The 22,159-nt window shown below is 65.0% G+C and carries 18 protein-coding genes and 1 tRNA gene; 10 read left to right on the plus strand and 9 right to left on the minus strand.

Going from position 1 to position 22,159, the window contains the following annotated elements; translation table 11 throughout:
* Positions 1–33: 33 nt before the first annotated feature.
* Both pgsA and ACFFF7_RS06470 read left to right on the plus strand, forming a co-directional pair.
* Entirely contained in the window at positions 34–627 is a 594-nt protein-coding gene (gene pgsA / locus ACFFF7_RS06465) for a CDP-diacylglycerol--glycerol-3-phosphate 3-phosphatidyltransferase (protein WP_379480559.1), read from the plus strand.
* Between the two features lie 78 nt (positions 628–705).
* Positions 706–1,848: an alpha/beta fold hydrolase gene (locus ACFFF7_RS06470; RefSeq protein ID WP_379480560.1), complete on the plus strand. Its 1,143-nt coding sequence runs from the start codon at positions 706–708 to the stop codon at positions 1,846–1,848.
* On the opposite strand, the gene ACFFF7_RS06475 is transcribed toward ACFFF7_RS06470, so the two are convergent.
* Complete coding sequence (locus ACFFF7_RS06475; protein WP_379480561.1) at positions 1,849–2,631, minus strand: bestrophin-like domain; 783 nt, start codon at positions 2,629–2,631, stop codon at positions 1,849–1,851.
* Positions 2,632–2,838: 207 nt separating this feature from the next.
* On the opposite strand from ACFFF7_RS06475, the gene ACFFF7_RS06480 reads away from it, so the two are divergent.
* Complete coding sequence (locus ACFFF7_RS06480; RefSeq protein ID WP_379480562.1) at positions 2,839–3,036, plus strand: hypothetical protein; 198 nt, start codon at positions 2,839–2,841, stop codon at positions 3,034–3,036.
* Between the two features lie 36 nt (positions 3,037–3,072).
* Here the strand turns inward: ACFFF7_RS06480 and ACFFF7_RS06485 are convergent, their stop codons facing one another.
* Together ACFFF7_RS06485 and rnd are read right to left on the minus strand one after the other, a co-directional pair.
* Complete coding sequence (locus ACFFF7_RS06485; protein WP_379480563.1) at positions 3,073–3,969, minus strand: hydrogen peroxide-inducible genes activator; 897 nt, start codon at positions 3,967–3,969, stop codon at positions 3,073–3,075.
* A complete protein-coding gene (gene rnd, locus ACFFF7_RS06490; protein ID WP_379480564.1) occupies positions 3,966–5,159 on the minus strand; it encodes a ribonuclease D in 1,194 nt (397 codons plus the stop codon). The genes ACFFF7_RS06485 and rnd overlap by 4 nt, the downstream gene beginning before the upstream one ends.
* Positions 5,160–5,282: 123 nt before the next feature.
* Between rnd and aspS the strand changes: the two genes are divergently transcribed.
* From aspS to mltG, 4 genes are all read left to right on the plus strand, one after another.
* A complete protein-coding gene (gene aspS, locus ACFFF7_RS06495) occupies positions 5,283–7,064 on the plus strand; it encodes an aspartate--tRNA ligase (protein WP_379480565.1) in 1,782 nt (593 codons plus the stop codon).
* 89 nt (positions 7,065–7,153) lie between these two features.
* Positions 7,154–7,390, plus strand: coding sequence for an acyl carrier protein (locus ACFFF7_RS06500; RefSeq protein WP_379480566.1), 237 nt, complete (start codon positions 7,154–7,156; stop codon positions 7,388–7,390).
* Between the two features lie 127 nt (positions 7,391–7,517).
* Positions 7,518–8,780, plus strand: a complete 1,263-nt coding sequence (fabF, locus tag ACFFF7_RS06505; RefSeq protein WP_379480567.1) for a beta-ketoacyl-ACP synthase II — start codon at positions 7,518–7,520, stop codon at positions 8,778–8,780.
* A complete protein-coding gene (gene mltG / locus ACFFF7_RS06510; RefSeq protein WP_379480568.1) occupies positions 8,780–9,757 on the plus strand; it encodes an endolytic transglycosylase MltG in 978 nt (325 codons plus the stop codon). Before fabF ends, mltG begins: the two co-directional genes overlap by 1 nt.
* Here mltG and ACFFF7_RS06515 read toward each other — a convergent pair.
* Both ACFFF7_RS06515 and ACFFF7_RS06520 read right to left on the minus strand, forming a co-directional pair.
* A complete protein-coding gene (locus ACFFF7_RS06515) occupies positions 9,754–10,746 on the minus strand; it encodes an aldo/keto reductase (protein ID WP_379480569.1) in 993 nt (330 codons plus the stop codon). The genes mltG and ACFFF7_RS06515 overlap by 4 nt on opposite strands.
* 17 nt (positions 10,747–10,763) lie before the next feature.
* Positions 10,764–12,719 carry an alkyl/aryl-sulfatase gene (locus ACFFF7_RS06520; protein ID WP_379480570.1) on the minus strand — a complete coding sequence of 652 codons (1,956 nt, stop codon included), beginning with the start codon at positions 12,717–12,719 and terminating at the stop codon, positions 10,764–10,766.
* A gap of 100 nt (positions 12,720–12,819) precedes the next feature.
* Between ACFFF7_RS06520 and ACFFF7_RS06525 the strand changes: the two genes are divergently transcribed.
* Both ACFFF7_RS06525 and ACFFF7_RS06530 read left to right on the plus strand, forming a co-directional pair.
* Positions 12,820–13,365, plus strand: a complete 546-nt coding sequence (locus ACFFF7_RS06525; RefSeq protein WP_379480571.1) for a 2'-5' RNA ligase family protein — start codon at positions 12,820–12,822, stop codon at positions 13,363–13,365.
* Positions 13,366–13,431: 66 nt separating this feature from the next.
* Positions 13,432–13,508, plus strand: a tRNA-Met gene (locus ACFFF7_RS06530).
* A gap of 25 nt (positions 13,509–13,533) precedes the next feature.
* Here ACFFF7_RS06530 and ACFFF7_RS06535 read toward each other — a convergent pair.
* From ACFFF7_RS06535 to ACFFF7_RS06545, 3 genes are read right to left on the minus strand one after another with little or no spacing between them, the layout of a single operon-like run.
* Complete coding sequence (locus ACFFF7_RS06535; protein ID WP_379480572.1) at positions 13,534–14,622, minus strand: CaiB/BaiF CoA transferase family protein; 1,089 nt, start codon at positions 14,620–14,622, stop codon at positions 13,534–13,536.
* Positions 14,609–16,717, minus strand: coding sequence for an alpha-galactosidase (locus ACFFF7_RS06540; RefSeq protein ID WP_379480573.1), 2,109 nt, complete (start codon positions 16,715–16,717; stop codon positions 14,609–14,611). The genes ACFFF7_RS06535 and ACFFF7_RS06540 overlap by 14 nt, the downstream gene beginning before the upstream one ends.
* On the minus strand, positions 16,714–18,144 hold the full coding sequence (locus ACFFF7_RS06545; RefSeq protein WP_379480574.1) for a sodium:solute symporter family transporter: 1,431 nt from the start codon (positions 18,142–18,144) through the stop codon (positions 16,714–16,716). The genes ACFFF7_RS06540 and ACFFF7_RS06545 overlap by 4 nt, the downstream gene beginning before the upstream one ends.
* Positions 18,145–18,350: 206 nt before the next feature.
* On the opposite strand from ACFFF7_RS06545, the gene ACFFF7_RS06550 reads away from it, so the two are divergent.
* Positions 18,351–19,595, plus strand: coding sequence for an MFS transporter (locus ACFFF7_RS06550; protein ID WP_379480575.1), 1,245 nt, complete (start codon positions 18,351–18,353; stop codon positions 19,593–19,595).
* A 77-nt stretch (positions 19,596–19,672) separates the two neighbouring features.
* On the opposite strand, the gene ACFFF7_RS06555 is transcribed toward ACFFF7_RS06550, so the two are convergent.
* Positions 19,673–22,063 carry a TonB-dependent receptor gene (locus tag ACFFF7_RS06555; protein WP_379480576.1) on the minus strand — a complete coding sequence of 797 codons (2,391 nt, stop codon included), beginning with the start codon at positions 22,061–22,063 and terminating at the stop codon, positions 19,673–19,675.
* Positions 22,064–22,159: the final 96 nt, after the last annotated feature.

A 22,159-nucleotide genomic window follows, 5' to 3' on the forward strand; every position in this document is an offset into this window, starting at 1 on the left:
GCACGGGGCATTGTGCCGCTAAGGTCCGCCGCAATGCTCTCGCTGCCCAATATCCTGACGCTGTCGCGAATCGTCACCTTGCCACTGCTGGCATTCCTGCTGTGGTGGCCGAAGTGGGAGTGGGGCTATCTGATGGCTTTCGGGCTCTATTGCCTGATGGGGATCACCGACTATTTCGACGGCTATGTCGCGCGCTCCTATGGCGCGGTCAGCAAGCTGGGCCAGTTTCTCGATCCGATTGCCGACAAGATCATGGTCGCCACGGTCATTCTGGTCCTGGCTGCGCAGGGCGTTCTGACGGGCCCCTATGTCAATGATCTCCATGTCATCGCGGGGCTGATCATCCTGGCGCGCGAAATCGCGGTGTCGGGCCTGCGCGAATTCCTGGGCGGGTTGCAGGTTTCGGTCCCGGTCAGCCGTCTGGCCAAATGGAAGACGACGTTCCAGATGGTATGTCTGGGTGCGCTGATTCTGGGCCATGCGCTGCCGTGGTGGAACGTGGAGCTGGGCGGGCTGGAAATGAATGTGCCGCACACGGTCGGTCTGGCCACGCTGTGGGCCGCTGCGGTGCTGACAGTGATTACCGGCTGGGATTATCTGCGGGTCGGCCTGAAGCATATGGACTAAAGGGAAGTCGGCGCGGGAACGCATTGGGCTTCCGGCACTTCTGTGCTGTTGTGTTCGACCGAACTGTTGAGGTTGAGCATGTCGCACCGCGCACGAACTTCATTTCGCCTGTTTCTGGCTGGCGCAGTCCTGGCAACATCTTCGGCAGGTCTTGCACAAACCGCCGGCACGCTTGTTTCGGCCGATCCTGTCGTCGATACGCCCGGCGGCTTGCAGGCCTGGCGGGTGACCTATGTCACCGCCGATGCAGCCAACCGGCCGCGAACTGTGACGGGCATGGTTGTCGCCCCGCGCGAAGCCCAGCCTGCCGCGCCGCGCAACGTCGTCGCATGGACGCACGGCACCTCCGGCGTTGTCGAGCGCTGCGGGCTGTCGGCGCGCAGCGACTTTTTCACGTTCACGCCGGGGTTGACCGATATGGTCCGCCGCGGCTTCGTGGTTGTCGCTCCCGACTATCCGGGGCTGGGGAGCAGCGGCGCGCATCCCTATCTTGTCGGCGTCGACACCGGCAATTCGGTGCTCGATGCGGTCCGCGCCGCGCGCAGCATCAGCGGCGCCTATGCCGGGTCGCGCTTTGCCGTGTGGGGCGAATCGCAGGGCGGTCACGCGGCGCTGTGGACGGGCATTCGCGCCCGCCGCTATGCCCCGGATCTCTCACTGGTAGGAATTGCCGCAGCCGCACCGCCGACCGATCTTGCCAGCAACCTCAAGCTGGGGAGCGACGCCAATGTGCGCACGATGCTCACGGCTTATGCCTCCTACAGCTGGTCAAAACACTATGGCGCGCCGCTCTCCTCGCTGGGCAACAAGTCGACCCAGGGCGTCATCACGCGCCTGGCGCAGAACAATTGCGTGGAATTGAACAAGAGCCCGAAGCTGGGGACAATCCTGGGCATCGTCACGCTGCGCAATGCGTTAAAGAAAGTCGACTTCGGGTCGCGGGCGCCGTGGTCGGGCTTTGCTGCGTCGAACAGCATCAGTGCAGCGCAGGTGCCGGGACCAGTGTTCATCGCGCAGAGTGTGTCCGATCCGGTGGTGGCCCCGTCGGTGACACGGGCCTTCGCCCGCAAGCTGTGCCAGCGCGGTACCCGGGTGCAGTGGCTCAGCCTGCCCGGCGGTGACCATGCCCATAGCGCCCGCGACAGCGCCGGTCCCACACTTGACTGGATTGCCGCGCGCTTTGCCGGCCAGGCCGCCATGAGTTCATGCCGATCGATCTGATCAGGCCGGGCGAGCCAGTGCCCGTGCCACGTCTTCCAGTTCGGTTTGCGGCACGACGATGGTCCCGCCGCGCGGACGATCGAGATCGAGCACGGTGACAAAGGCAGCGGTCAGCAGCAGGAAGAAGATCCCCGAAGCGATGCGGTGCTTCGCTCTGCTCGCCGCGATCGTGTAGCCAAGCATACCCGCGCCAACCATGCAGTAGACCGCAAGCAGCGCAAGCACAGCCTCGGGTAGTCTGGCGGCGCGCGCCGACCGCCGGAGCGCAGCGGTATCGCCCAGATCGTCATAGGCCTGGACCAGCAAGGTGGTGCGCGCATCGGCCGGGCCGCTGGCGATGACCTGGTACAGCCGGCTGCCAAAGCGGTCATGCAGCTGCCCGGCATCCCGGCCAAGTCGGTCCCAGCGCGCCGTGTCCGCGGCCGTGCCGGTCGCGACCCGCGCGCTGGCATAGTCGCTCAGCGCCTGGCGCAAGGGCTGCTGCTGATCTGCACCGACAAGTGCTAGCCGGCTGGCCATGGTACCGATGGCATTTGCTTCTGCCACCGCCAGCGCGCGCCGCTCGTCGAAGCGGCCCAGGGCAAGGCTGAACGCAAAAGCCATCAGCAGCGCCAGCAGGCCGAACACCCCCGACAGGACATAGCCTTCGTCGCTCGATTCGCTGTTGCCGCCGTCGGCGCGGTGGGAAATCGAGCGATGCAGCCGCAAGCCGCCCTCATAGGCCAGCAGCATCGCGGCCATCAGCACGATGCCGAGCAGAACCAACGGAACCGTTCCGATCATGCCAGCTTCCCCTTTGTGCAGGTATGAGCGCGCAACCTGAAGCCCAAGCTTGCCCGGCCACTTTCCAGCAGAGGAATGCCTACCATGAAATTTGCACGTCCCATGATAGTTTTAGCGTCGCTCTTTGCTGCAACGGTGCCGGCCTGGGCCTCGACGCCGGAAAGCTGGGCTAACCTTGATACGCGGGTCAACCGGGCCTGCATCGCAATGAGCGGACTGGCTCGCCCGCAGGTGCTGGCTCAGAAGATCAGGACCAGTGACACCCTCGGCGTCGAGATCCGTCTGGTTCGCGGGTACGATTCGGCCAACCGCTTTCACCGCAAGATCTGCGTGTTCAAGCGCAGCAACAGCCGCACCGAGGTCCATGACGCCGGCGGATGGTTCGGATCGACGGTCAAGCCCTGACATCGTTGCGGGTGAGGTTGGCGGGTCGTCGATCGCTCATCCGGCGCGCAATTCCTCGGCCAGCAGTCTGAATTCGTCGCTGCGGGGCGAATTCTTGCGCCAGACCAGGGCGATCTCGCGGTTGGCGCCGTTGCTCTTGAGCGGCCTTGCGACCACATTGGTGCCGTTGAGGATGCCGGCGTCAATCGCCATTTCGGGCAGCATGGTCAGGCCCAGGCCGTTGTCGACCATTTGCACCAGCGTGTGCAGGCTGGTGCCGATCATTGTCGCACTCGCCCGCAATTCGGGACGGTTGCACGCAGCCAGGGCGTGCTCTTTCAGGCAGTGACCGTCTTCCAGCAATAGCAGGCGGGATTCGTCGATCAGGTCAGGGCTGATTTCCTCGGGTGGATCGCGTGGATCGTCGCGGGGGAAAGCGACCCACAGCGCATCGAGTTCGATCGTCTCGCGCTCCACCTCGCCGGTGGCAAAGGGCAGGGCCAGCAGCACGCAATCGCTGCGCCCGTGGTGGAGCGATTCGATTGCCGCCGCGCTGGTTTCCTCGCGCAGGAATAGCTTCAGCTGCGGCCGTTCGCGGCGCAGGCGCGGCAGCATGCGGGGGAGCAGGAACGGCGCGATCGTCGGAATGACGCTCATCCGCACTTCGCCGGACAGCGGCTGGCCTGCCGAGCGGACCATATCGCCCAGTTCCTCAGCCTCGCGCAGCACGCGGTGCGCCTTGGCGACTACACCGTTGCCCAGCGGGGTAAACCGCACCGTGCGTTTGGTGCGTTCGACCAGGACAACGCCGAGCAGCGTTTCCAGATCGCGCAGACCTGCAGATAGCGTCGATTGCGAAACGAAGCAGGCGTCAGCGGCGCGGCCGAAATGCCCATGTTCGTGCAGTGCAACCAGATATTGCAACTGCTTGAGCGTGGGCAGGTAATTGTTCACCCGGCGCTCTCCGGCTCCTCGACAATGTCATCGACGTGAGTCATCTTCAGCTTGCCGTTCACCACCGCGAAGGCCATTTTGCCCTCGACGAGATCGAGCGCGTCCTTGCCGAATACCTCGAAACGCCAGCCTTCCAGCATCGGCAACTGGCGCACGCCCGCGGCCAGCAGTTCCAGGTCTTCGCTGCGCGCCAGCAGCCGCGCGGCGACGTCGATTTCGCGGCTGCGGATCTTGAGCAGGAGTTTGAGCAGGTCGGCAACCAGCGCGCCCTCCTTGCCCAAGGGCGCGCCGCGCGGGGTGCGCGGCGGCAGTTCGTCGTCCGACAGCGGAACCGAATTCTCGATCGCCTGCATCAGACGGCGGCCGATCTCGTTATCCTTCCACCCCGGGGAAAGCCCGCGAACTTTGGCCAGGTCTTCCTGCTTCTTGGGCGGGTGGCTGGCGATATCGGCAAGGGTTTCATCGCGGGCGATGCGGCCGCGCGGGATGTTCTTGTCCTGCGCCTCGATCTCGCGCCACTGGGCAATCGCCTTCAAGCGGCCAAGCATCGCCGGATTGCGCCCGGCGGCCTTGATCCGCAGCCACGACAGCGCCGGATCGTTGCGGTAGCCGGCCGGATCGGCGAGTTTTTCCATCTCAATGTTGAGCCACACCCCGCGTCCGGTTTTCTTGAGCCGGTTCAGGATCTTGGGGAATATTTTCGCGAGGTGCGTCACGTCGCCGATGGCATATTCGATCTGCCGTTCGGACAGCGGGCGGCGCGACCAGTCGGTAAAGCGCGCGCCCTTGTCGATCTGCAGCCCCAGCCACGATTCGACCAGGTTGGAATAGCCGATCTGCTCGCTCTGGCTGATCGCCATCATCGCGATCTGGGTATCGAAGATCGGGTGCGGGGTGCGCCCGGTCAGGTTGTAGACGATCTCGACGTCCTGGCCGCCGGCGTGGAACACCTTGAGCACGTCCTCGTTGTCGACCAGCAGGTCGAGCAGGGGCGACATGTCGATGTCCTTGGCCAGCGGATCGACCGCCGTGGCCTCATGCTCGTCGGCAACCTGGATCAGGCACAGTTCGGGCCAATAGGTGTTCTCGCGCATGAACTCGGTATCGACGCAGATGAAATCGGCTTTCGACAACCGGGCGCAGAGGTCTGCCAGCTGTGCAGACGTCGTAATCAGTGGGTGTATCTTCATGGGTCTTTTCTGTATGGGCCCGTGCGAGCCCGCGGCTTGACAAAAACGCGGCCATCGCCTGTTAGCCGCGCCATTCAGTGAATGGCCCCCTGCACCAATGCGGGGCGATTGGAAAGAGTTTCGATGCATCTTTATCGTACGCACACCTGCGGTGCGCTTACCGCCGCCGAAGTCGGCCAGACCATCCGCCTGTCGGGCTGGGTTCACCGCAAGCGCGACCACGGCGGCGTGCTGTTTGTCGACCTGCGCGACCATTACGGCATGACCCAGATCGTCGCCGATGCCGACAGCCCGGCGCTGGCGATCCTGGAAGGCTTGCGGGTGGAATCGGTTGTCACCATCGACGGTGACGTCAAGGCGCGCAGCGAGGCCACGGTCAATCCCAACCTGCCGACTGGCGCGATCGAGGTCTATGCCCGCGGCGCGACCGTGCTGAGCCGGGCCGAGGAACTGCCGCTGCCGGTGGCGGGCGAGCAGGAATATCCCGAAGACGTGCGGCTGCGCTATCGCTTCCTCGATCTGCGGCGCGAGACGCTGCATGCCAATATCGTCAAGCGCACCAAGATCATTTCCGAAACCCGCAAGCGGATGGAAGCGATCGGCTTTACCGAATATTCGACACCGATCCTGACCGCGTCCAGCCCCGAAGGCGCGCGTGACTTCCTGGTGCCGAGCCGCATCCACGCCGGCAAGTTCTTCGCGCTGCCGCAGGCCCCGCAGCAATACAAGCAGCTGCTGATGGTTGCCGGGTTCGACCGCTACTTCCAGATCGCCCCGTGCTTCCGCGACGAGGATCCGCGCGCCGACCGTCTGCCGGGCGAGTTCTACCAACTCGACCTGGAAATGAGTTTCGTCACCCAGGAAGAAGTGTGGGAAACGATGGAGCCGGTCATGGCCGGGGTGTTCGAAACCTTTGCCGAGGGCAAGGCGGTGACCCCCGCAGGCCAGTTCCCGCGCATTCCCTATGCCCAGGCGATGCTGGACTACGGCACCGACAAGCCCGACCTGCGCAACCCGCTGATCATCCGTGACGTCACCAGCGAATTCACGACCTCAGGCTTCGGCTTGTTCGAGAAGATCGTTGGCGGGGGCGGGGTGGTCCGCCTGATCCCGGCGCCGAACACTGCCGGTCTCAGCCGCAAGTTCTTCGACGACATGAACGAATGGGCGCGCAGCGAAGGCCACGCCGGCCTCGGCTATGCCACGCGCAAGGCCGGTGAATTCGGCGGGCCGATCGCCAAGAACCACGGCGCCGACAAGATGGCGGCGCTGTGGGATTCGCTCGGCCTTGGCCCGGACGACGGCGCGTTCTTCGCCGCCGGCAACGAAGCCCAGGCGGCCAAGCTGGCCGGGGCAGCGCGCAGCCGCGTGGGCGAGCAGCTTGACCTGATCGACAAGGATTCGTTCCGCTTCTGCTGGATCATCGACTTCCCGTTCTACGAATGGGACGAGGACAACAAGAAGGTCGATTTCGCCCACAACCCGTTCTCGATGCCGCAGGGCGGGTTGGAAGCGCTGCAGACGCAGGATCCGCTGACGATCAAGGCCTATCAGTACGACATGGTCTGCAACGGTTATGAGCTTGCCTCGGGCTCGATCCGCAACCAGCACCCCGACCTGATGGTCAAGGCGTTCGAGTTGACCGGGCTGAGCCAGGCCGACGTCGAGGAACGCTTTGGCGGGATGTACCGCGCGTTCCAGTTCGGCGCGCCGCCGCACGGCGGAATGGCTGCAGGCGTCGACCGTATGGTGATGCTGCTCTGCGGGGTGCAGAACTTGCGCGAAATCACGCTGTTCCCGATGAACCAGCGCGCCGAGGACCTGCTGATGGGCGCGCCGTCGCTGCCCGAACCCAAGGCGCTGCGCGAGCTTCACATACGTATCGTTGAGCCGCCCAAAGGGTAACTTGATCGCCCCCCTCTTGCCTTAGTCCGCGCCGTTCTCTAGGGCGCTTGGCAACAACCGTTTATCTGCCGTTCACGAAGGGACACACCATGAGCGACACCGCCGACCGCGTTAAGAAGATCGTCGTCGAACATCTTGGCGTCGAAGCCGACAAGGTCACCGAAGACGCCAGCTTCATCGACGATCTGGGCGCCGACAGCCTTGACATCGTTGAGCTCGTCATGGCCTTCGAAGAAGAATTCGGCGTCGAGATCCCCGACGATGCAGCTGAAAAGATCAGCACCGTTTCGGATGCGATCAAGTACATCGACGACAACAAGGGCTGATCGCCCTGGCCTTTGGCCATCCTGTTTCGCCAAGCCGTGGCCTGGCGATTGACGGATTTAAAGGCCTTTGACAGGCTCAGCCCATAACGGGCTGGGCCTGTTGCATTTTTGAACCTTGGAGATGCGAATGCGCCGTGTTGTCGTAACTGGACTTGGTCTTGTCACCCCGCTGGGCGGTGACGTCGAAACCACCTGGGCCAACCTGATCGCGGGCAAGAGTGGCGCGGGTCAGATCACCCGCTTCGATGCCTCGAACCAGAAGGCGACGATTGCCTGCGAAGTGAAAGGCAAGGATCACGAATTCGGTTTCGATCCCGACAAGCGGGTCGACCCCAAGATCCAGCGCCAGGTCGATCCGTTCATCGTTTACGGCCTGGATGCCGCCGGACAGGCGATCGAGGATGCCGGGCTGACCGAAATGGACGAAGCGACGCGTGAGCGTGCCGGTGTGTCGATCGGTGCCGGGATCGGCGGTTTGCCGGGGATCGAACTCGAATCGGTCAACCTCCACGAGCGCGGCCCGGGGCGGGTCAGCCCGCACTTTGTTCACGGCCGGATCATCAACCTGATCAGTGGTCAGGTTTCGATCCGTTATGGCCTGATGGGCCCTAATCACGCCGTGGTTACGGCCTGCTCGACTGGCGCGCATTCGATCGGCGATGCCGCGCGGATGATCCGCGACGACGATGCCGACATCATGCTGGCCGGCGGATCGGAATCGACGATCAACCCGCTTGGCGTGGCCGGTTTCGCCCAGGCCCGCGCGCTCAACTGCAGCTTCAACGACCGGCCCGAACAGGCCAGCCGTCCCTACGACAAGGACCGCGACGGTTTTGTCCTGGGCGAAGGCGCAGGCGTGGTGGTGCTTGAGGAATACGAACACGCCAAGGCCCGTGGCGCGAAGATCTATGCCGAAGTGGTCGGTTACGGCCTGTCGGGCGATGCCTATCACGTCACCGCGCCGCATCCGGAAGGGCGGGGCGCGGAACTGGCGATGCGGATGGCGCTGAAAAAGGCCGGGATGGGGCCGGGCGACATCGATTATGTCAACGCCCACGGCACCTCGACCATGGCCGACACGATCGAACTCGGCGCAGTCAAGCGCGTGCTCGGCGATGACCTGACCGGCGCTTCGATGAGCAGCACCAAGTCGGCGATCGGTCACCTGCTGGGCGGGGCCGGCGCGGTCGAGACGATCTTTTGCATCCTGGCGATCCGTGACCAGATTGTCCCGCCGACGCTGAATCTCGACAATCCCGACGAGGGCACCGAAGGCGTCGACCTGGTCCCGCACAAGGCGCGCAAGCGTCAGGTGCGTGCCGCGCTCAACAACTCGTTCGGCTTTGGCGGCACCAATGCCGCGGTAATCGTCAAGGCGTTCGAAGAATAATGCTTGGTTCGCGGCGGGGGTGCCTGCCGGTCATCCTTGCCGCGGTCCTGGTGCTGGGCGCGCTGGGCTGGTTCTTCGGCGGCTGGTATGCTGCGGGGCCATTGGCCAAGGACACCGCCTTCATCGTGCCCGACAAGGCCAGCCTGGGTTCAGTCGCCGCCAAGCTTGAGGATGAAGGCGCGATTTCATCGGCCAGCGCCTTTAAGCTGCGCGCGCGGATCCTGTCGGGCGGCGCGCCGATCAAGGCGGGCGAATTCCTGCTGCCCAAGGGCGCGAGCGCCAGCAAGATCCTGCGCATCATCCAGGGCGACGAAGTGTTGCGCCGCTTCGTCACCGTGCCCGAAGGCATGCCCTCGATCATGGTCTACGAACGGCTGATGGCCCAGCCCAACCTGACCGGCAGCATCGAGGTGCCGGCCGAAGGCTCGATCCTGCCTGACACCTACGAAGTCGAAAAGGGCGAGAGCCGCCAGGCCGTGCTGCTGCGGATGCAGACCGCGATGCAGCGGACCCTGGCCGAACTATGGGCCAAGCGCAGCGACCGCACCGCCGTGGCAACGCCCGAAGCCGCGCTGGCGCTGGCCTCGATCGTCGAGAAAGAAACCGGCAAGCCGTCGGAGCGCGAGATTGTTGCCGGGCTCTATTCCAATCGGCTCAAGCAGGGGATCATGCTCCAGGCCGATCCGACGATCATCTACCCGATCACCAAGGGCAAACCGCTGGGCCGCCGCATCCGCCAGTCGGAAATCCAGGCGGTCAACGATTACAACACCTATGCCATGGTCGGGCTGCCCAAGGGGCCGATCACCAACCCCGGCCGGGCCAGCATCGCCGCGGTGCTCAACCCGGCCAAGACCGACGCGCTCTACATGGTGGCGGACGGCACCGGCGGCCACGCCTTTGCCGCCACGCTGGAAGAACACAATGCCAACGTCGAGAAGTGGTACACGATCCGCAAGGAACGCGGCGACTTCTAGCGCCCGGTCATCGCCTCCATTGCCGGAAGATAGCGCGCGCCGACGATCTCGACCGCGCGGCTCGCGGTATCGAGCGCGGTCAGGTCTTCCGCGCTGAGCGACAGCTCGATCGCGCCGAGGTTTTCCTCCAGCCGCGCCAGCTTGGTCGTTCCGGGGATCGGCACCACGTCTTCGCCCTGGGCGAGCAACCACGCCAGCGCGACCTGCGCCGAGGTTGCCCCCAGCGGCCCGGCGATATCCCGCACCAGATCGACCAGTGCCTGGTTTGCCGCCACCGCGTCCTGCTGGAAGCGGGGCAGACGGGCGCGGAAATCGTTCTTGTCGAACACGGTGTCGGCGGTGATCGCCCCGGTGAGGAAGCCGCGGCCCAGCGGGCTGTAGGGCACGAAACCGATGCCCAGCTCGCGCAGGGTGGGGAGGATTTCGCCCTCGACCTCGCGCTGCCATAGCGAATATTCGCTTTGCAGGGCGGTTACCGGCTGCACCGCATGGGCCTTGCGGATGGTCTGGGCACCGGCCTCGGACAGGCCGAAATGCTTGACCTTGCCGGCGCGGATCAGCTCGCCGACGGTGCCGGCGACGTCCTCGATCGGCACTGCCGGGTCGACCCGGTGCTGATAGAGCAGGTCGATCCGGTCGGTCCGCAGCCGCTTGAGCGACGCATCGACGACATCGCGGATATGCTCAGGCCGGCTGTCCGCCTTGGGCCCCTGGGCGGGATCGGCGGTCAGGTCGAAGCCGAACTTGGTGGCAATCACCACCCCGTCGCGCAGCGGTTCCAGCGCTTCGCCGAGCAGCTCCTCATTGGCGAAGGGGCCATAGACCTCGGCAGTGTCGAAAAAGGTCACCCCTAGTTCGACCGCCTGGCGCAATACCGCGATCATCGCCGCCTTGTCGGGCGCGGCGCCATAGGCCCAGCTCATGCCCATGCAGCCAAGCCCGAGGGCGGAAACGTTCAGACCGCTCTTGCCGAGTGTGCGCGTTTTCATTGAATGGCCTTTCAGGGTCAGGGTTCGGCGATGTTGAACCCGGCAGTAAGCGGATCGAGCGCGTCGAGCCAGGCCTGGGCCGCGGCCCGGTCGCCCTCGATCTTCAATCCGCCCATTTCGAGTTGCTCGAGCGGAAGTTTAAGGAACAGCAGCGCCAGCAGCAAGCGCCGCGGTGCGGTGATGGTAACCCCGGCATTGCTGGCGGGTTCCATCCGCGCGATCATCGTTGTCCCGGTCAGTTCGACCCCGGCCGTTTCCTTGCGTTCGGGCATCACCAGGTTGATCGCCAGCTTGCGCCCGCCAAAGCGCGCCGGATCGAACCGCGTCGCCACCGAATCGAGCAATAGCTGGGTCGGCACCGCGGCGATCAGGTCGGCGCTCTGGGTGTTGGTTGCGCCCGCCTTGTACCCCTCGCGCAGGTCGCGCGCGGCGGAGAGGAACTGGTTGCGCCAGATCCCGCTTTCGGCCTGATAGCCCTGCTGCTCAAAGCTGTCGGCCAGCATCGCGCGCGCGGCCAAATTGGCCGGATCGGCAAAGACGGCCTGACTCAGCAGGTCAGACGACCAGCGATAGTCGCCCGCGCCCATCGCCTGCTTCGCCAGTGTCAGCACCTTCTTCGCGCCGCCCATTGCCGCCACGCTCTTGCGCGCCCGCTCGGCTGGCGGCCAGGGATTGAGGTTGGCCGGATTGGCATCGTACCAGCCCAGATAGAACTGATAGACGGCTTTCGAATTGTGGCTGTAGGTGCCGTAGTAGCCGTGGTTGTACCACTGCGCGGCCAATGACGCGGGCTGCTTCAGGTCCTCGGCAATCTCGACCATCGTCTCGCCGCGGTTCATCAGGCGCACGGTCTGATCGTGGAGATAGCGATAGTTATCGCGCTGCGACGCCAGCATCCCGGCAACCTCGGCCTGGCCGAAGCGCGGCCAGCAATGGCTCGACAGCACGACGTCGCTGCGCTGGCCATAGAGCCGCAAGGCCTCGTCCAGATAGCCGGCCCAGGCGTGGGTATCGCGCACCTTGGCCCCGCGCGGGGTCAGGATGTTGTGCAGCGAACAAGTCGACATCTCGGCCGACAGGAACGCCTTGGCCGGAGCGATATAGACGTTGAGTTCGGACGGTGCCTCACTGCCCGAAACGATCTGGAATTCCAGCGGCACACCGTCGATCGTCCGGGTCTCACCGGTATTTGCGATGGTGTCGGTCGGGGCGATCAGGGTGATTTCGCCCGCGGCAACGCCCATGCCGATACCGCTGCCCATCTGGCCTGTCGGCCCGGGAAAAAGCCCGGCACCGAACTGGTAATTGGCGCGGCGGCCCATCGCGGCCCCGGCCATGATGTTTTCCGACGCAGATTCCTCGAGAAAGCGGGCAGGGGCAAGGATCGGCACCTTGCGCGCCGCCGCGTCTGCCTCGTCGATGACGCCGCGCACCCCGCCGAAGTGATCGGCGTGACTATGGCTGTAGATCACCGCGCTGACCGGGCGTTGACCCAGTTGCGCGTTGACCAGTTCCATCGCTGCGGCTGCGGTTTCCCGCGTGGTCAGCGGGTCGATCACGATCCACCCGGTTGCACCCTTGACCACGGTCATGTTCGACACGTCGAAGCCGCGCACCTGCCACACGTCATCGGCCACCTTGAACAGGCCCGACCGCTTCAGGTGCGTCATTTCGCGCCACAGCGAGGGATTGACCGTTGCCGGCGCGGCCCCCTCGACAAAGGCATAGGCATCGCTGCGCCACACCTGTCGGCCCTTGGCATTGACGATGAGCGGGTCGGTGCGCGTCGCGATGAAGCCGCGTGCGGCAAAGTCGGCATCACGGCCATCTTCGGCCGGCAGGGCTCCGGCAACCTCAGCTTGGCGCGCTGCGGTCGCTGGACTGGCCGATTTTGGCTGTGGCGCAGGATTGGCCTGGGCGGGCGCGGCGGCCAGGCTGACCAGCAGACCGGCAGACAGGGCGTGCAGTCTCATCGATGATTCCTCCCGTTGCGATGCAGAGTGTCGCCGCTTTTCTTGCGATGCAAGGGAACCTTGACTGGCCCGCACGGTTCAACTGCACTAGGTGCGGGCGATGGCCGCAATCCCTCCCTCCCGGTCGTCGTCCGCACCATTCATCGTTACGGCCGAAATGCCCGGCGATATCATGTCATGGGCCGACAGCCTGCGCCGCGCGCATTTCCCGCCCGAGCGCAACCATCTGGCGGCGCACGTGACCTTGTTTCACGCCTTTGCGCCCTCCCTGCGCGAGGAACTGCCGCGCTATCTCGCTAGACTGGCCGCAGAATTCGCGCCGCCGGAAGTGGCCGTAAGCGGACTTATGGACCTTGGCGGCGGCACCGCCATCGCGCTGCGAAGCGAAGGCATGATCGCCCTGCGCAACCGGATCGCCGAAAATTTCTGGGACATGCTGACCGCCCAGGATCGCGGCGGCAAGAAGCTGCACATTACGGTGCAGAACAAGGTGCCGCGCGCGGCTGCAGTTGCGCTGCAGCAGGACCTGGCCCCGCAGATCGAACTGCGCCGGTTTGCCTTCACCGGGTTGGGGCTGCACCTCTATTGCAACCCGCATTGGGAACGCGTGGCTATTTGGCCATTCCGCGGTCAAACGAGGCCTTGACCCCGCGAAACCCGCACCCTATGTGCGCCGCCTGTCCCCCGCCGACCGGGTGACGCGCCTTGGTATGGCGGAGTAGCTCAGCTGGTTAGAGCAGCGGAATCATAATCCGCGTGTCGGGGGTTCGAGTCCCTCCTCCGCTACCACTTCTTCCAATTGCAACTCCGTTTTTCAGCGAGGCTTCGTCTTGCGTTCCGGCACCGCGCCCGGTTGCCAGCGGGCTTCGCCAGCAAAGCGGATCGGCGGGGCGATGTGATGGCGGCCGTCGGCTTCGATGATAAGTCCGCGTTCGGCGATGTGGGGCTGGTCGAAAGCCTCGCGGAAGTCCAGCACCGGGGCGAAGGCCACATCCTTGTCGGCCATCCACTGCACCCATTCTTCGCGGCTGCGCTGGGCAAATGTCTCGCGCAGGAAAGCGATCAGCGGACCCTGCTCGCCGGCTTCGGCTTCCACGAAAGGAAGCAGGTCGCTCCGGTCTAGCGCAGTCAGCAGCGCGCGCGCGAACTTCAGCTCGCGGCCGCCAAGGACCACATGCTTGCCGTCGCTGGTCCTGTAGACCTGATAGAAGCCCGCGCCGCCAAGCGAGCGCTGGGACGCCGAGCGCGGTGCCGGTCCTCCGGCGATGGCACCGCTGGCAGTATGCGCGCACCACGGCAGCAAGCTGTCGAACATCGCGATGTCGAGATAATCGCCGCGGCCGGTCCGTTCGCGCGCGAGCAGCGCCATCAGCACCCCGGATAGCGCGGTCAGCCCGGCGGCCATGTCGGCTGATGCCGCGCCGGGGACCACCGGCGTGCCGTCCGGACCATCGTTGACCGACAGGAACCCGGCCAGCGCCTGTACCGCCATGTCATGGGCGGGGTGGTGGGCCAGCGCGCCGGTTTGGCCGAACGCGGAAATCGAGCAATAGACGATGCGCGGATTGATCGCGCTCACGTCGGCGTAGGAAAAGCCCAGCCGGGCCATGACGCCCGGCCTGAAGCCTTCGAGGAAGACATCGGCACCGGCGATAAGCGCGTGCAGTGCAGCCTTGCCGTCGGGCGACTTGAGGTCGATCTCGCGGCTTTCCTTGCCTCGGTTGAGGTTGGCGAACCACACCGAATGACCATTTTCGAATGGCCCCTGATCGCGAACCGGTTCGCCGCCGGGCGGCTCGATCTTGATCACCCGCGCGCCGTGGTCGGCCATCATCACGCTCAGCATCGGACCCGGCAGAAACTGGGTCAGATCGACGACTGTGATCCCTTCAAGCTTGGCCATGTGCAGCGCCTCCGGTGTCCGCGGCGATGCCGTGGAAGATCACGGCACGCTCTGCCAGCATGGGCGGGATTGAAAGTCCGCCGTGGTGGAGCCAGCTTGCGTCATAGGCCGCGATTTTTCCGTCATGGCCCGGATCGATCCGCCGGACGGCGAAGCGGGCGTCGGATGCAACGAACGGCAGTTGCAGGGGCGGCGCGAAGTGCTGGGCGGTTGGTTCGGTGCGATAGACGAACAGCAGCCATTCCTGCGGTGAACCGGCAGCGTGCCAGACAAGGCCGTCGCTGGCAGATCCTGACCAGGTCTGGCGATGCAGCAGGCCGCGCCAGGTCTTGTAGAATGCGATCCAGCGGACAAGATCGGCTTCATCGCTCTCGCTCAGGGTACGCAGATCGAGCTCCACGCCTAGGTGGCCCTGACAAGCCACGGCGGCGCGGAACGCCTGACCCTGGCTGCGTCCGGTGGTGTGGGCCGGGGCCGTGCCGATGTGCGATCCCATCACCTCGGGCGGAAAGAACTGCAGGAAGCCCTGCTGCATCCGGAGGCGCGACAGGGCATCGATGCAGTCGCTGGTCCAGAACCGGTGGACGTGGGGCAGCACCCCGGCATCGATCCGCCCGCCGCCGCCTGCGCAGCCCTCGATCTCGACCTGCGGGAAAGCCGCGCGAAAGCGGCGGAGCAGATCGTAATAGGCCAGTGTCTGGCGGCGGTAGGCTGCACGCCCGGTGCTGTCCGCAGCGGCGACCAGATCGCGATTGTGGTCCCATTTGAGGTAGGCCAGCGGCAGGTCGGCGATGACCTTGCTGATCGAATCGAACAGGTAGTCACTAACCTCTGGCCGGGTCAGGTCGAGCACCAGCTGGTTGCGGCTGGTCTGCATCGCTCGCCCGGCGATGTGCAGGGCCCAGTCGGGATGGGCGCGGTACAGGTCGCTGTCGGGATTGACCATTTCCGGCTCGATCCACAGCCCGAACTCCATCCCTAATGCACGCACGTGCTGGGCGAGGGGGAGCAGCCCGCTTGGATATTTGTCCGCATCGCACCACCAGTCGCCCAGTGCGGCGGTATCGTCGTTGCGGCGGTGGAACCAGCCGTCATCGAGCACGAACCGCTCTATCCCGATCGCGGCGGCGCGATCGGCCAGTGCGATCAGCGCGGCTTCATCGTGGTCGAAGTAATAGCCTTCCCAGGTGTTGAGATGGACCGAGCGCGGCTCCATCGCGCCGCCTGGCCAATCGATGCGGTCGCGCATGGCCTGGTGGAAGTTCCTTGCCGCACCTTGCCAGCCCTGGATTGAGCAGGTCGCCAGCATGTCGGGCGTCGTGATGCTTTCGCCGGGGGCCAGTCGCAGCTCGCCAGGAGCCAGTCCCAGGCCCATCTGCCATTGCCAGCGCCCATCGCCGATCCAGTCGATCGCCTGGCGGTGATTGCCCGACCAGGCGAGATGCGCGGCATAGGCCGGACCGGCATGGGCGGTCGTTCCATCGGCAATGACCACCGCACCGGGAAAGGTGTCGTGCGACGTCAGTCCGCGCCGGTTCTCGCGCAGCCAGGTCGCCCGGCCAAGCGGGTCTTCCTGCAGCACCCATTCGTTGGCATGACGCCCGGCGTAATGGCGCACCTGCGTACAGTTGGCGGGGAGGGGCAGCACACCGCTGGCCAGCCACTGCACGTCTAGCGTGGTATCGCCCATATTGGTCAGTTCGCTCGACTGGGTCAGGACATCGCTGACCGGGTCCAGGCTCAGCCGCAAGGCCACGGCGATCTTCGCCACGGCATCGTTCAGCTGGATGATCAGGCCGTTTTCGGTCCGCTCGATCGCGGTCGTCGTGGCGGCAAAGGCGAAGTCGCGACCCTCGTGGTGCGCTTCGAGTGCGCTCATCCCGAACCAGCCGAGCCCGGCGCCGGGGAAGACGTCGAGCCGCAGCGGCTGATCGAGCAGGAAGCCCTTGAAGCACGGCTCATCGGCCAGCGCCGGGCCGGCGGCAAAGTCATCCGCCAGCCGCGGCCCCCAATAGCGCCACAGCGGCGCACCCTGCGCCTGACGTTCAAGCACCAGTGACGTCTGCGTGCCGCGAAGGGCAATCAACTCATTCATAACGAAGCACTATCCCGCACAGTTTCGCCGCCAAGCGCCTTGTTGACCGCCAGCGCCACCACGACGCAGGCCACCAGCGTGACCAGCATGGCGTCGATATAGTGGAACCAGCCAGGCAGGAAGGCGTGCGGCTGATACGTCAGGAAGCCATAGAACAGCACCCCGAATACGATTGCTGCCGACGCGGCCGAGGCGCGCACGCCCTTGAACAGCAGCCCGACGATGAAGGCCGAGAGGATCGGCATCGAGGTCAGCCCGTTGAGCTGCTGCAGCGTGTTGATGATGCTCTTGGCATTCTCGAACAGCGGCACCAGCACCACTCCGGCGGCCGCCATGACGATCGTCGCCTTCATCGCCAGGCGCCAGTGATCGCTGACCTTGGCGATGAAACGATCGTGGAAATCGACCGAATAGAGCGCAACTGCGCCGTTCAGGATTGCCGCGGTGTGGGCGATCACCGCCGCCGCCATCATTGCCGCGAAGGCACCCGACAGCCAGCCGGGCAGGACATGGGCGACGATCCGGCCATAACTGGCATCGCCCAGCGATCCGAACAGTTTGAAGGCCACCACCCCCGGCACGACGACGATCAGCGGCACGATCAGGATGCGCACCGCAGCGGCTGCCAGTACGCCCTTCTGCGCCTCGCGCACGGTGGGCGCGGTCATCGCCTTCTGGGTGATGTTCTGGTTGGTCGACCAATAGAAGATCTGGATGAACAGCATGCCCGTGAAGAGTGTGTGGAACGGGATCGGCGAGTCCGTCGCCCCGATCATACTCAGCCGCTCGGGCGGAATTCCACTGAAATCCCAGCCAATGGCGCTAAGCGCCAGAACGACTACCAGCAAGGCGATCGCCAGCACCCCGATGCCGGAATAGGTGTCCATCACCGCCACCGCGCGCAGCCCGCCCAGAATTGTGTAAAGCGCGGCGATCGCCGCCATCGGCAGGGCGAAGACCAGCAGCGAGCCGTCAAAGCCCAGCATGGTCTTGAGGAACAGGCTGCCCGAATAAAGCGCCGCCGGGATGTAGACCAGCACACTGCCGACCAGGAAGATCCCGGCCACGATGGTCCGCACGCTGCTGCCGCTGTAACGCCGCTCGAGCAGCTCGGTCACCGTGGTGCACTGGTTGCGGTAATAGATTGGCACGAACACGCCGGCCAGGATCAGCAGGCCGACGAACCCGGCCAGCTCCCACCAGGCGAGCAGGAACATCTGGTTGCCGTTCATGCCCACAAGTTGTTCGGTCGACAGGTTGGTCAGGGTGATCGATCCGGCGACGTAGAGCCAGCTCAGCCCGCCGCCGGCCAGGAAGACGTCCTTGCCGCTGCCGTCATGGGCAGCGTGGGCGCTCTTCACCTTGCGCCACGTCGCATAGCCGATCAGCGCAGTAATAAGCAGCGCGACTGCAAGCTGGATGATCATCAGGTGTCCTCCGCAGCGCTGGCCGGCCGACTGCGCCTTCCCGGATTGGTGCACCGGATCAGCCAAAGTCTCAACCTGATGCGGGAACTTTTCCAGCGTTGCAGACTCGTTCGTGCGCAGCGATGTCCTGCGGTGTCACAAGACGCTTTCCATCGCAGGCAAAGCCGTTAGGTTCCGGCAACGACAAGACAGCGGGAGAGCAGGCGATGGACGGGCAAGCAAGCAATGCGGCTGAAGCGGCAACGGTGCGGACCCGCCGATTGCTGATCGGTCTGCTCTTTGCCGGAACGATCATCAACTATGTCGACCGGCAAGTGCTGTCGCTGCTCAAGCCCAGTATTGAGGCAGCTTATGGCTGGGGTGACGCCGAATTCGCCCACTTCGCCTCGATGTCGCAGCTGGCGGCTGCTCTGGCGCTGATCGGCGTCGGCTGGCTGATCGACCGCTTCGGGGTCCGGGTCGCCTATGGCGCGGCGGTGGCGATCTGGAGCCTGGCGGGGATCGCCCATGCCTTTGCCGCCAATGTCACCCAGTTCCTCGCCGCGCGGGTCGTTCTGGTTGCAGCAGAAGCCGTCAACACGCCTGCCGCGGTCAAATCGGCGGCGCAGTTCCTCCCGATCAAGCAGCGGTCGATGGCCGTGGGCATCGTCAACACCGCGCCCAATCTGGGCAATATCCTCGCGCCGCTGACAGTGATCCCGTTTGCTGCCGTGTTCGGCTGGCAGGCGGCATTCATCGTGACCGGCGCACTTGGCTTCGTCTGGCTGGCGGCGTGGATCGTGGGCACGCGCAGGTTGCAGCCGCTGCCCGGCGTGGCGCGGCATGGTACTGGGCAGGGACTGGCGGTCGGCGACGCGTTGAGCGACCGCCGCACCTGGGCGATTGCCGGGGCCAAGGCGCTGACCGACATGTTCTGGTGGTTCTTCACCTTCTGGCTGCCCGACCTGTTCCACAAGGTTTTTCAGCTCAGCCAGTCGCAGCTGGTTGGCCCGACCGCGCTCGCTTTCACGCTGGCCGCCGTCGGCGCGCTGTGCGGGGGCGCCTTGTTTCCCCGCCTTCTGGCGCGCGGCCAGAGTGTGAACGGCGCCCGCAAGACGGCGATGTTGCTGTTTGCATTGGTGATCCTGCCGATCCCGCTGGCATTGACCGCGGCCAGCCCGTGGACCGCCGCCGCGATCATCGGCATGGCCCTGTTCGCGCATCAGGGTTTTTCGACCAACATCTTCGGCTTTGCTGCCGATGCCATCCCGGCAGCCCGTGTTGCAACGGTGATGTCGATCGGGGCAATTGCGGGCAATCTGGCCGGTTTCGGCATCCAGGAAGCGACCGGGCGGCTGCTGACGGGCGGTTACGGCTATGCCCCGCTGTTCTATGCGGCCGCCGGAGCTTACCTGCTCGCCCTGCTGTGGATCCATCTGCTGGTGCCGCGGATCGTTGCCGAGAACGAATAGCACCCGGCCAAAGCAAAGGCCCTCTCGCCGCGATGGCGAGAGGGCCTTGCTCGGTGCGATCCGAACCGCTTCGGGTCTTAGAAGCTGACCTTGCCGGTCACGCCCCAATAGCGGTCCGCGTCGCGCGGGATCTGATAGCGGTAGGCACCGTCAGGGCCGCCGTTGATGATCGCCGCGGGATAGGCCTTGTCGAACACGTTGCGGACCTGGAACATCAGCTTCCAGTGGTCCTCCGGATCGCCGATCCCGGCCTGCAGGTTGAGCAAGGCATAGGCCGGAATGGTGCCCAGCTGGCGCTGCACCGCATTGGCCGCGAACAGCGACAGCTGGCTCGACTGGAAGTTCATCTGGCTGCCCAGGAACACGTCGGCAAAGCCGCCGGTGCGGACCCGGTAATCGGCCGAAAGCGAACCCTTCCATTTCGGCGCATAGCCCAGCGGGGTGCCCGCAGGGATCGCCGCGCCGCCGGCCGGGGCCTTGAACGCATCGACGTGGGCATCGGTATAGGCGACCCCGCCGACGACCGACAGGTCCCTGGCCGGACGCCAGTTGAGATCGACCTCGACCCCGCGGGTCGAAACCTCGCCCGCATTGGTGAAGCGGGTCACCACCACTCCCGACACCAGATCCGGGTTGTTGGCCTGGAAGTTGTGATACTTGGCATAGAACCCGGCGATGTTCAGCGTCATCGCGCCGTCGAACAGCCGGTTCTTGAGGCCCAGTTCGAACGCATCGGAGGTTTCCGCTTCGATCACGTTGGTGCCGGTGCCGGTTAGGTTGAAGAATATGTTGTAGGCCGGGCCCTTGTAGCCGCGCGCGAAGCTGGCATAGCCCATGATATTGCGGCTGAAGTCGTACTGCATCGCGACCTTGCCCGAGACGTTGTCCTTTTTGGTGCCGGTGCGGAACGGCACGCCGTTGGCCAGCGCGGCGGCGTTCGTGGCCGCGGTGGTGGGCGATGTGCCAAGGTTCACCAGACGGACGTATTCGTCGTAAACCCCCTGGTCGAAGCTGGGCTGGATGCCCGGTCCGGTCAGCGTGGTCACGCGCTTGTGGAACACGTTCAGCTCGTCATGGCTGTAGCGGATCCCGGCGATCACCCGGAAGGCGTCACTCGCGCGGACAGTGGCCTGTCCGAACAGGGCGTAGTTCTTGAAGGTCGATCCGAAGTCGGCCGTCGCCGAAGGCAGGGTCGAGGCATTGGCGTTGACACTGCCGCAAGGGATCAGCACCCCGGTCGGCGCGCCGACCGCGGCGGTGCAGACCACATCGTTGCGCGTGAACACCCGTTCCGAGAAGGCGCGCGAGAAGTACCCGCCGACCACCCATGACAGCTCCTTGCCGCCGGGCGAGGTCAGGCGCAGTTCCTGAGTGAAGGTATTCGAGGTCTGCGGCCCATTGTCGTGCAGCTGGTTGTAGCCGACATAGGCCTTGTCGAGCCAGTCGCCGTCGCGGATTTCGGTGTTGTCCCACTTGCGATAGGCGGTGATGCTGGTCAGCGTATTCTCGCCCAGCGCGATGTCGGCCTGGGCGGACAGGCCCCAGCCTTCTTCCTTGGTGGCGGTGACCAGGTTCTGGTTGACCGCGCGCGTATTGGCACCGAGCGGGGCGGGCAGGGCGCTCGTGCTCAGCCCAGTGGTCGGCAGGCCGGTGCCGCCGACGATCGGCGGGGTGGCGATGATGTCGGCGCAGCAATCGTCGTCGTTCCGGTGATAGTCGGCGGTCAGGTAAAGCCGGAAATCACTGCTGGGATCATAGAGGAACTGCGCCCGCGCACCCCAATGCTTGTAACCGTTGACCCACTGGTTGGTCGCGGTGTTGCGGATGTTGCCGTCATACTCGCCGTAGAAGCCGGTGAAACGCGCGGCCAGGTTCTCGCCCAGCGGGGCATTGACCATGCCCTTCACGCGGTATTCGTTGCGGTCGAAATAGCTCGCTTCGACCGAGCCGCCCAGTTCGTGCCTGGGCATCTGGGTGGTGATGTTGATCACCCCGGCCGAGGCGTTCTTGCCGAACAGGGTGCCCTGCGGTCCGCGCAGCACTTCGATCTGGTTGATGTCGACCATGTCGGAGAAGGCTTCGCCCGAACGGGCATAGACCACGCCGTCGACCACGGTCGAAACCGACGGTTCGCCGGCGATCGAGAAGGTCGCCGTGCCGACCCCGCGCAGGAAGATCGTCTGGTTGAGCGTGGTGCCCGACTTGAGGAAGTTGAGCGAGGGCACCAGCTGCGCCGCGCTCTCGATGCTGGGGCGCGAGGCGGCGGCGAGCGAATCGCCCGAAACGACCGACACCGCGACCGGAACGCTCTGCAGCGATTCCGAGCGCTTCTGCGCGGTCACCACGATTTCGCCGGGCGCCTGCTCATCAGCGGCAGCGTCGGCAGGGGCGGCGTCCTGCGCTAGGGCAGCGGTGGCACTGCTCACCAGAGCAAGCGCGGCGACGGATACGTAAAGCACCGATTTCATGGCATTCCTCCCAATTCAAGCCGGACCCAGGCGAACCCTGTCCGATCATTTTTGCGACAGAGAGCGCGGCAATGCGCCCACGGATCTTCCCTGTCT

Origin of the sequence: Novosphingobium aquiterrae, from assembly GCF_042434435.1 — a bacterium.
Lineage (GTDB): Bacteria > Pseudomonadota > Alphaproteobacteria > Sphingomonadales > Sphingomonadaceae > Novosphingobium > Novosphingobium aquiterrae.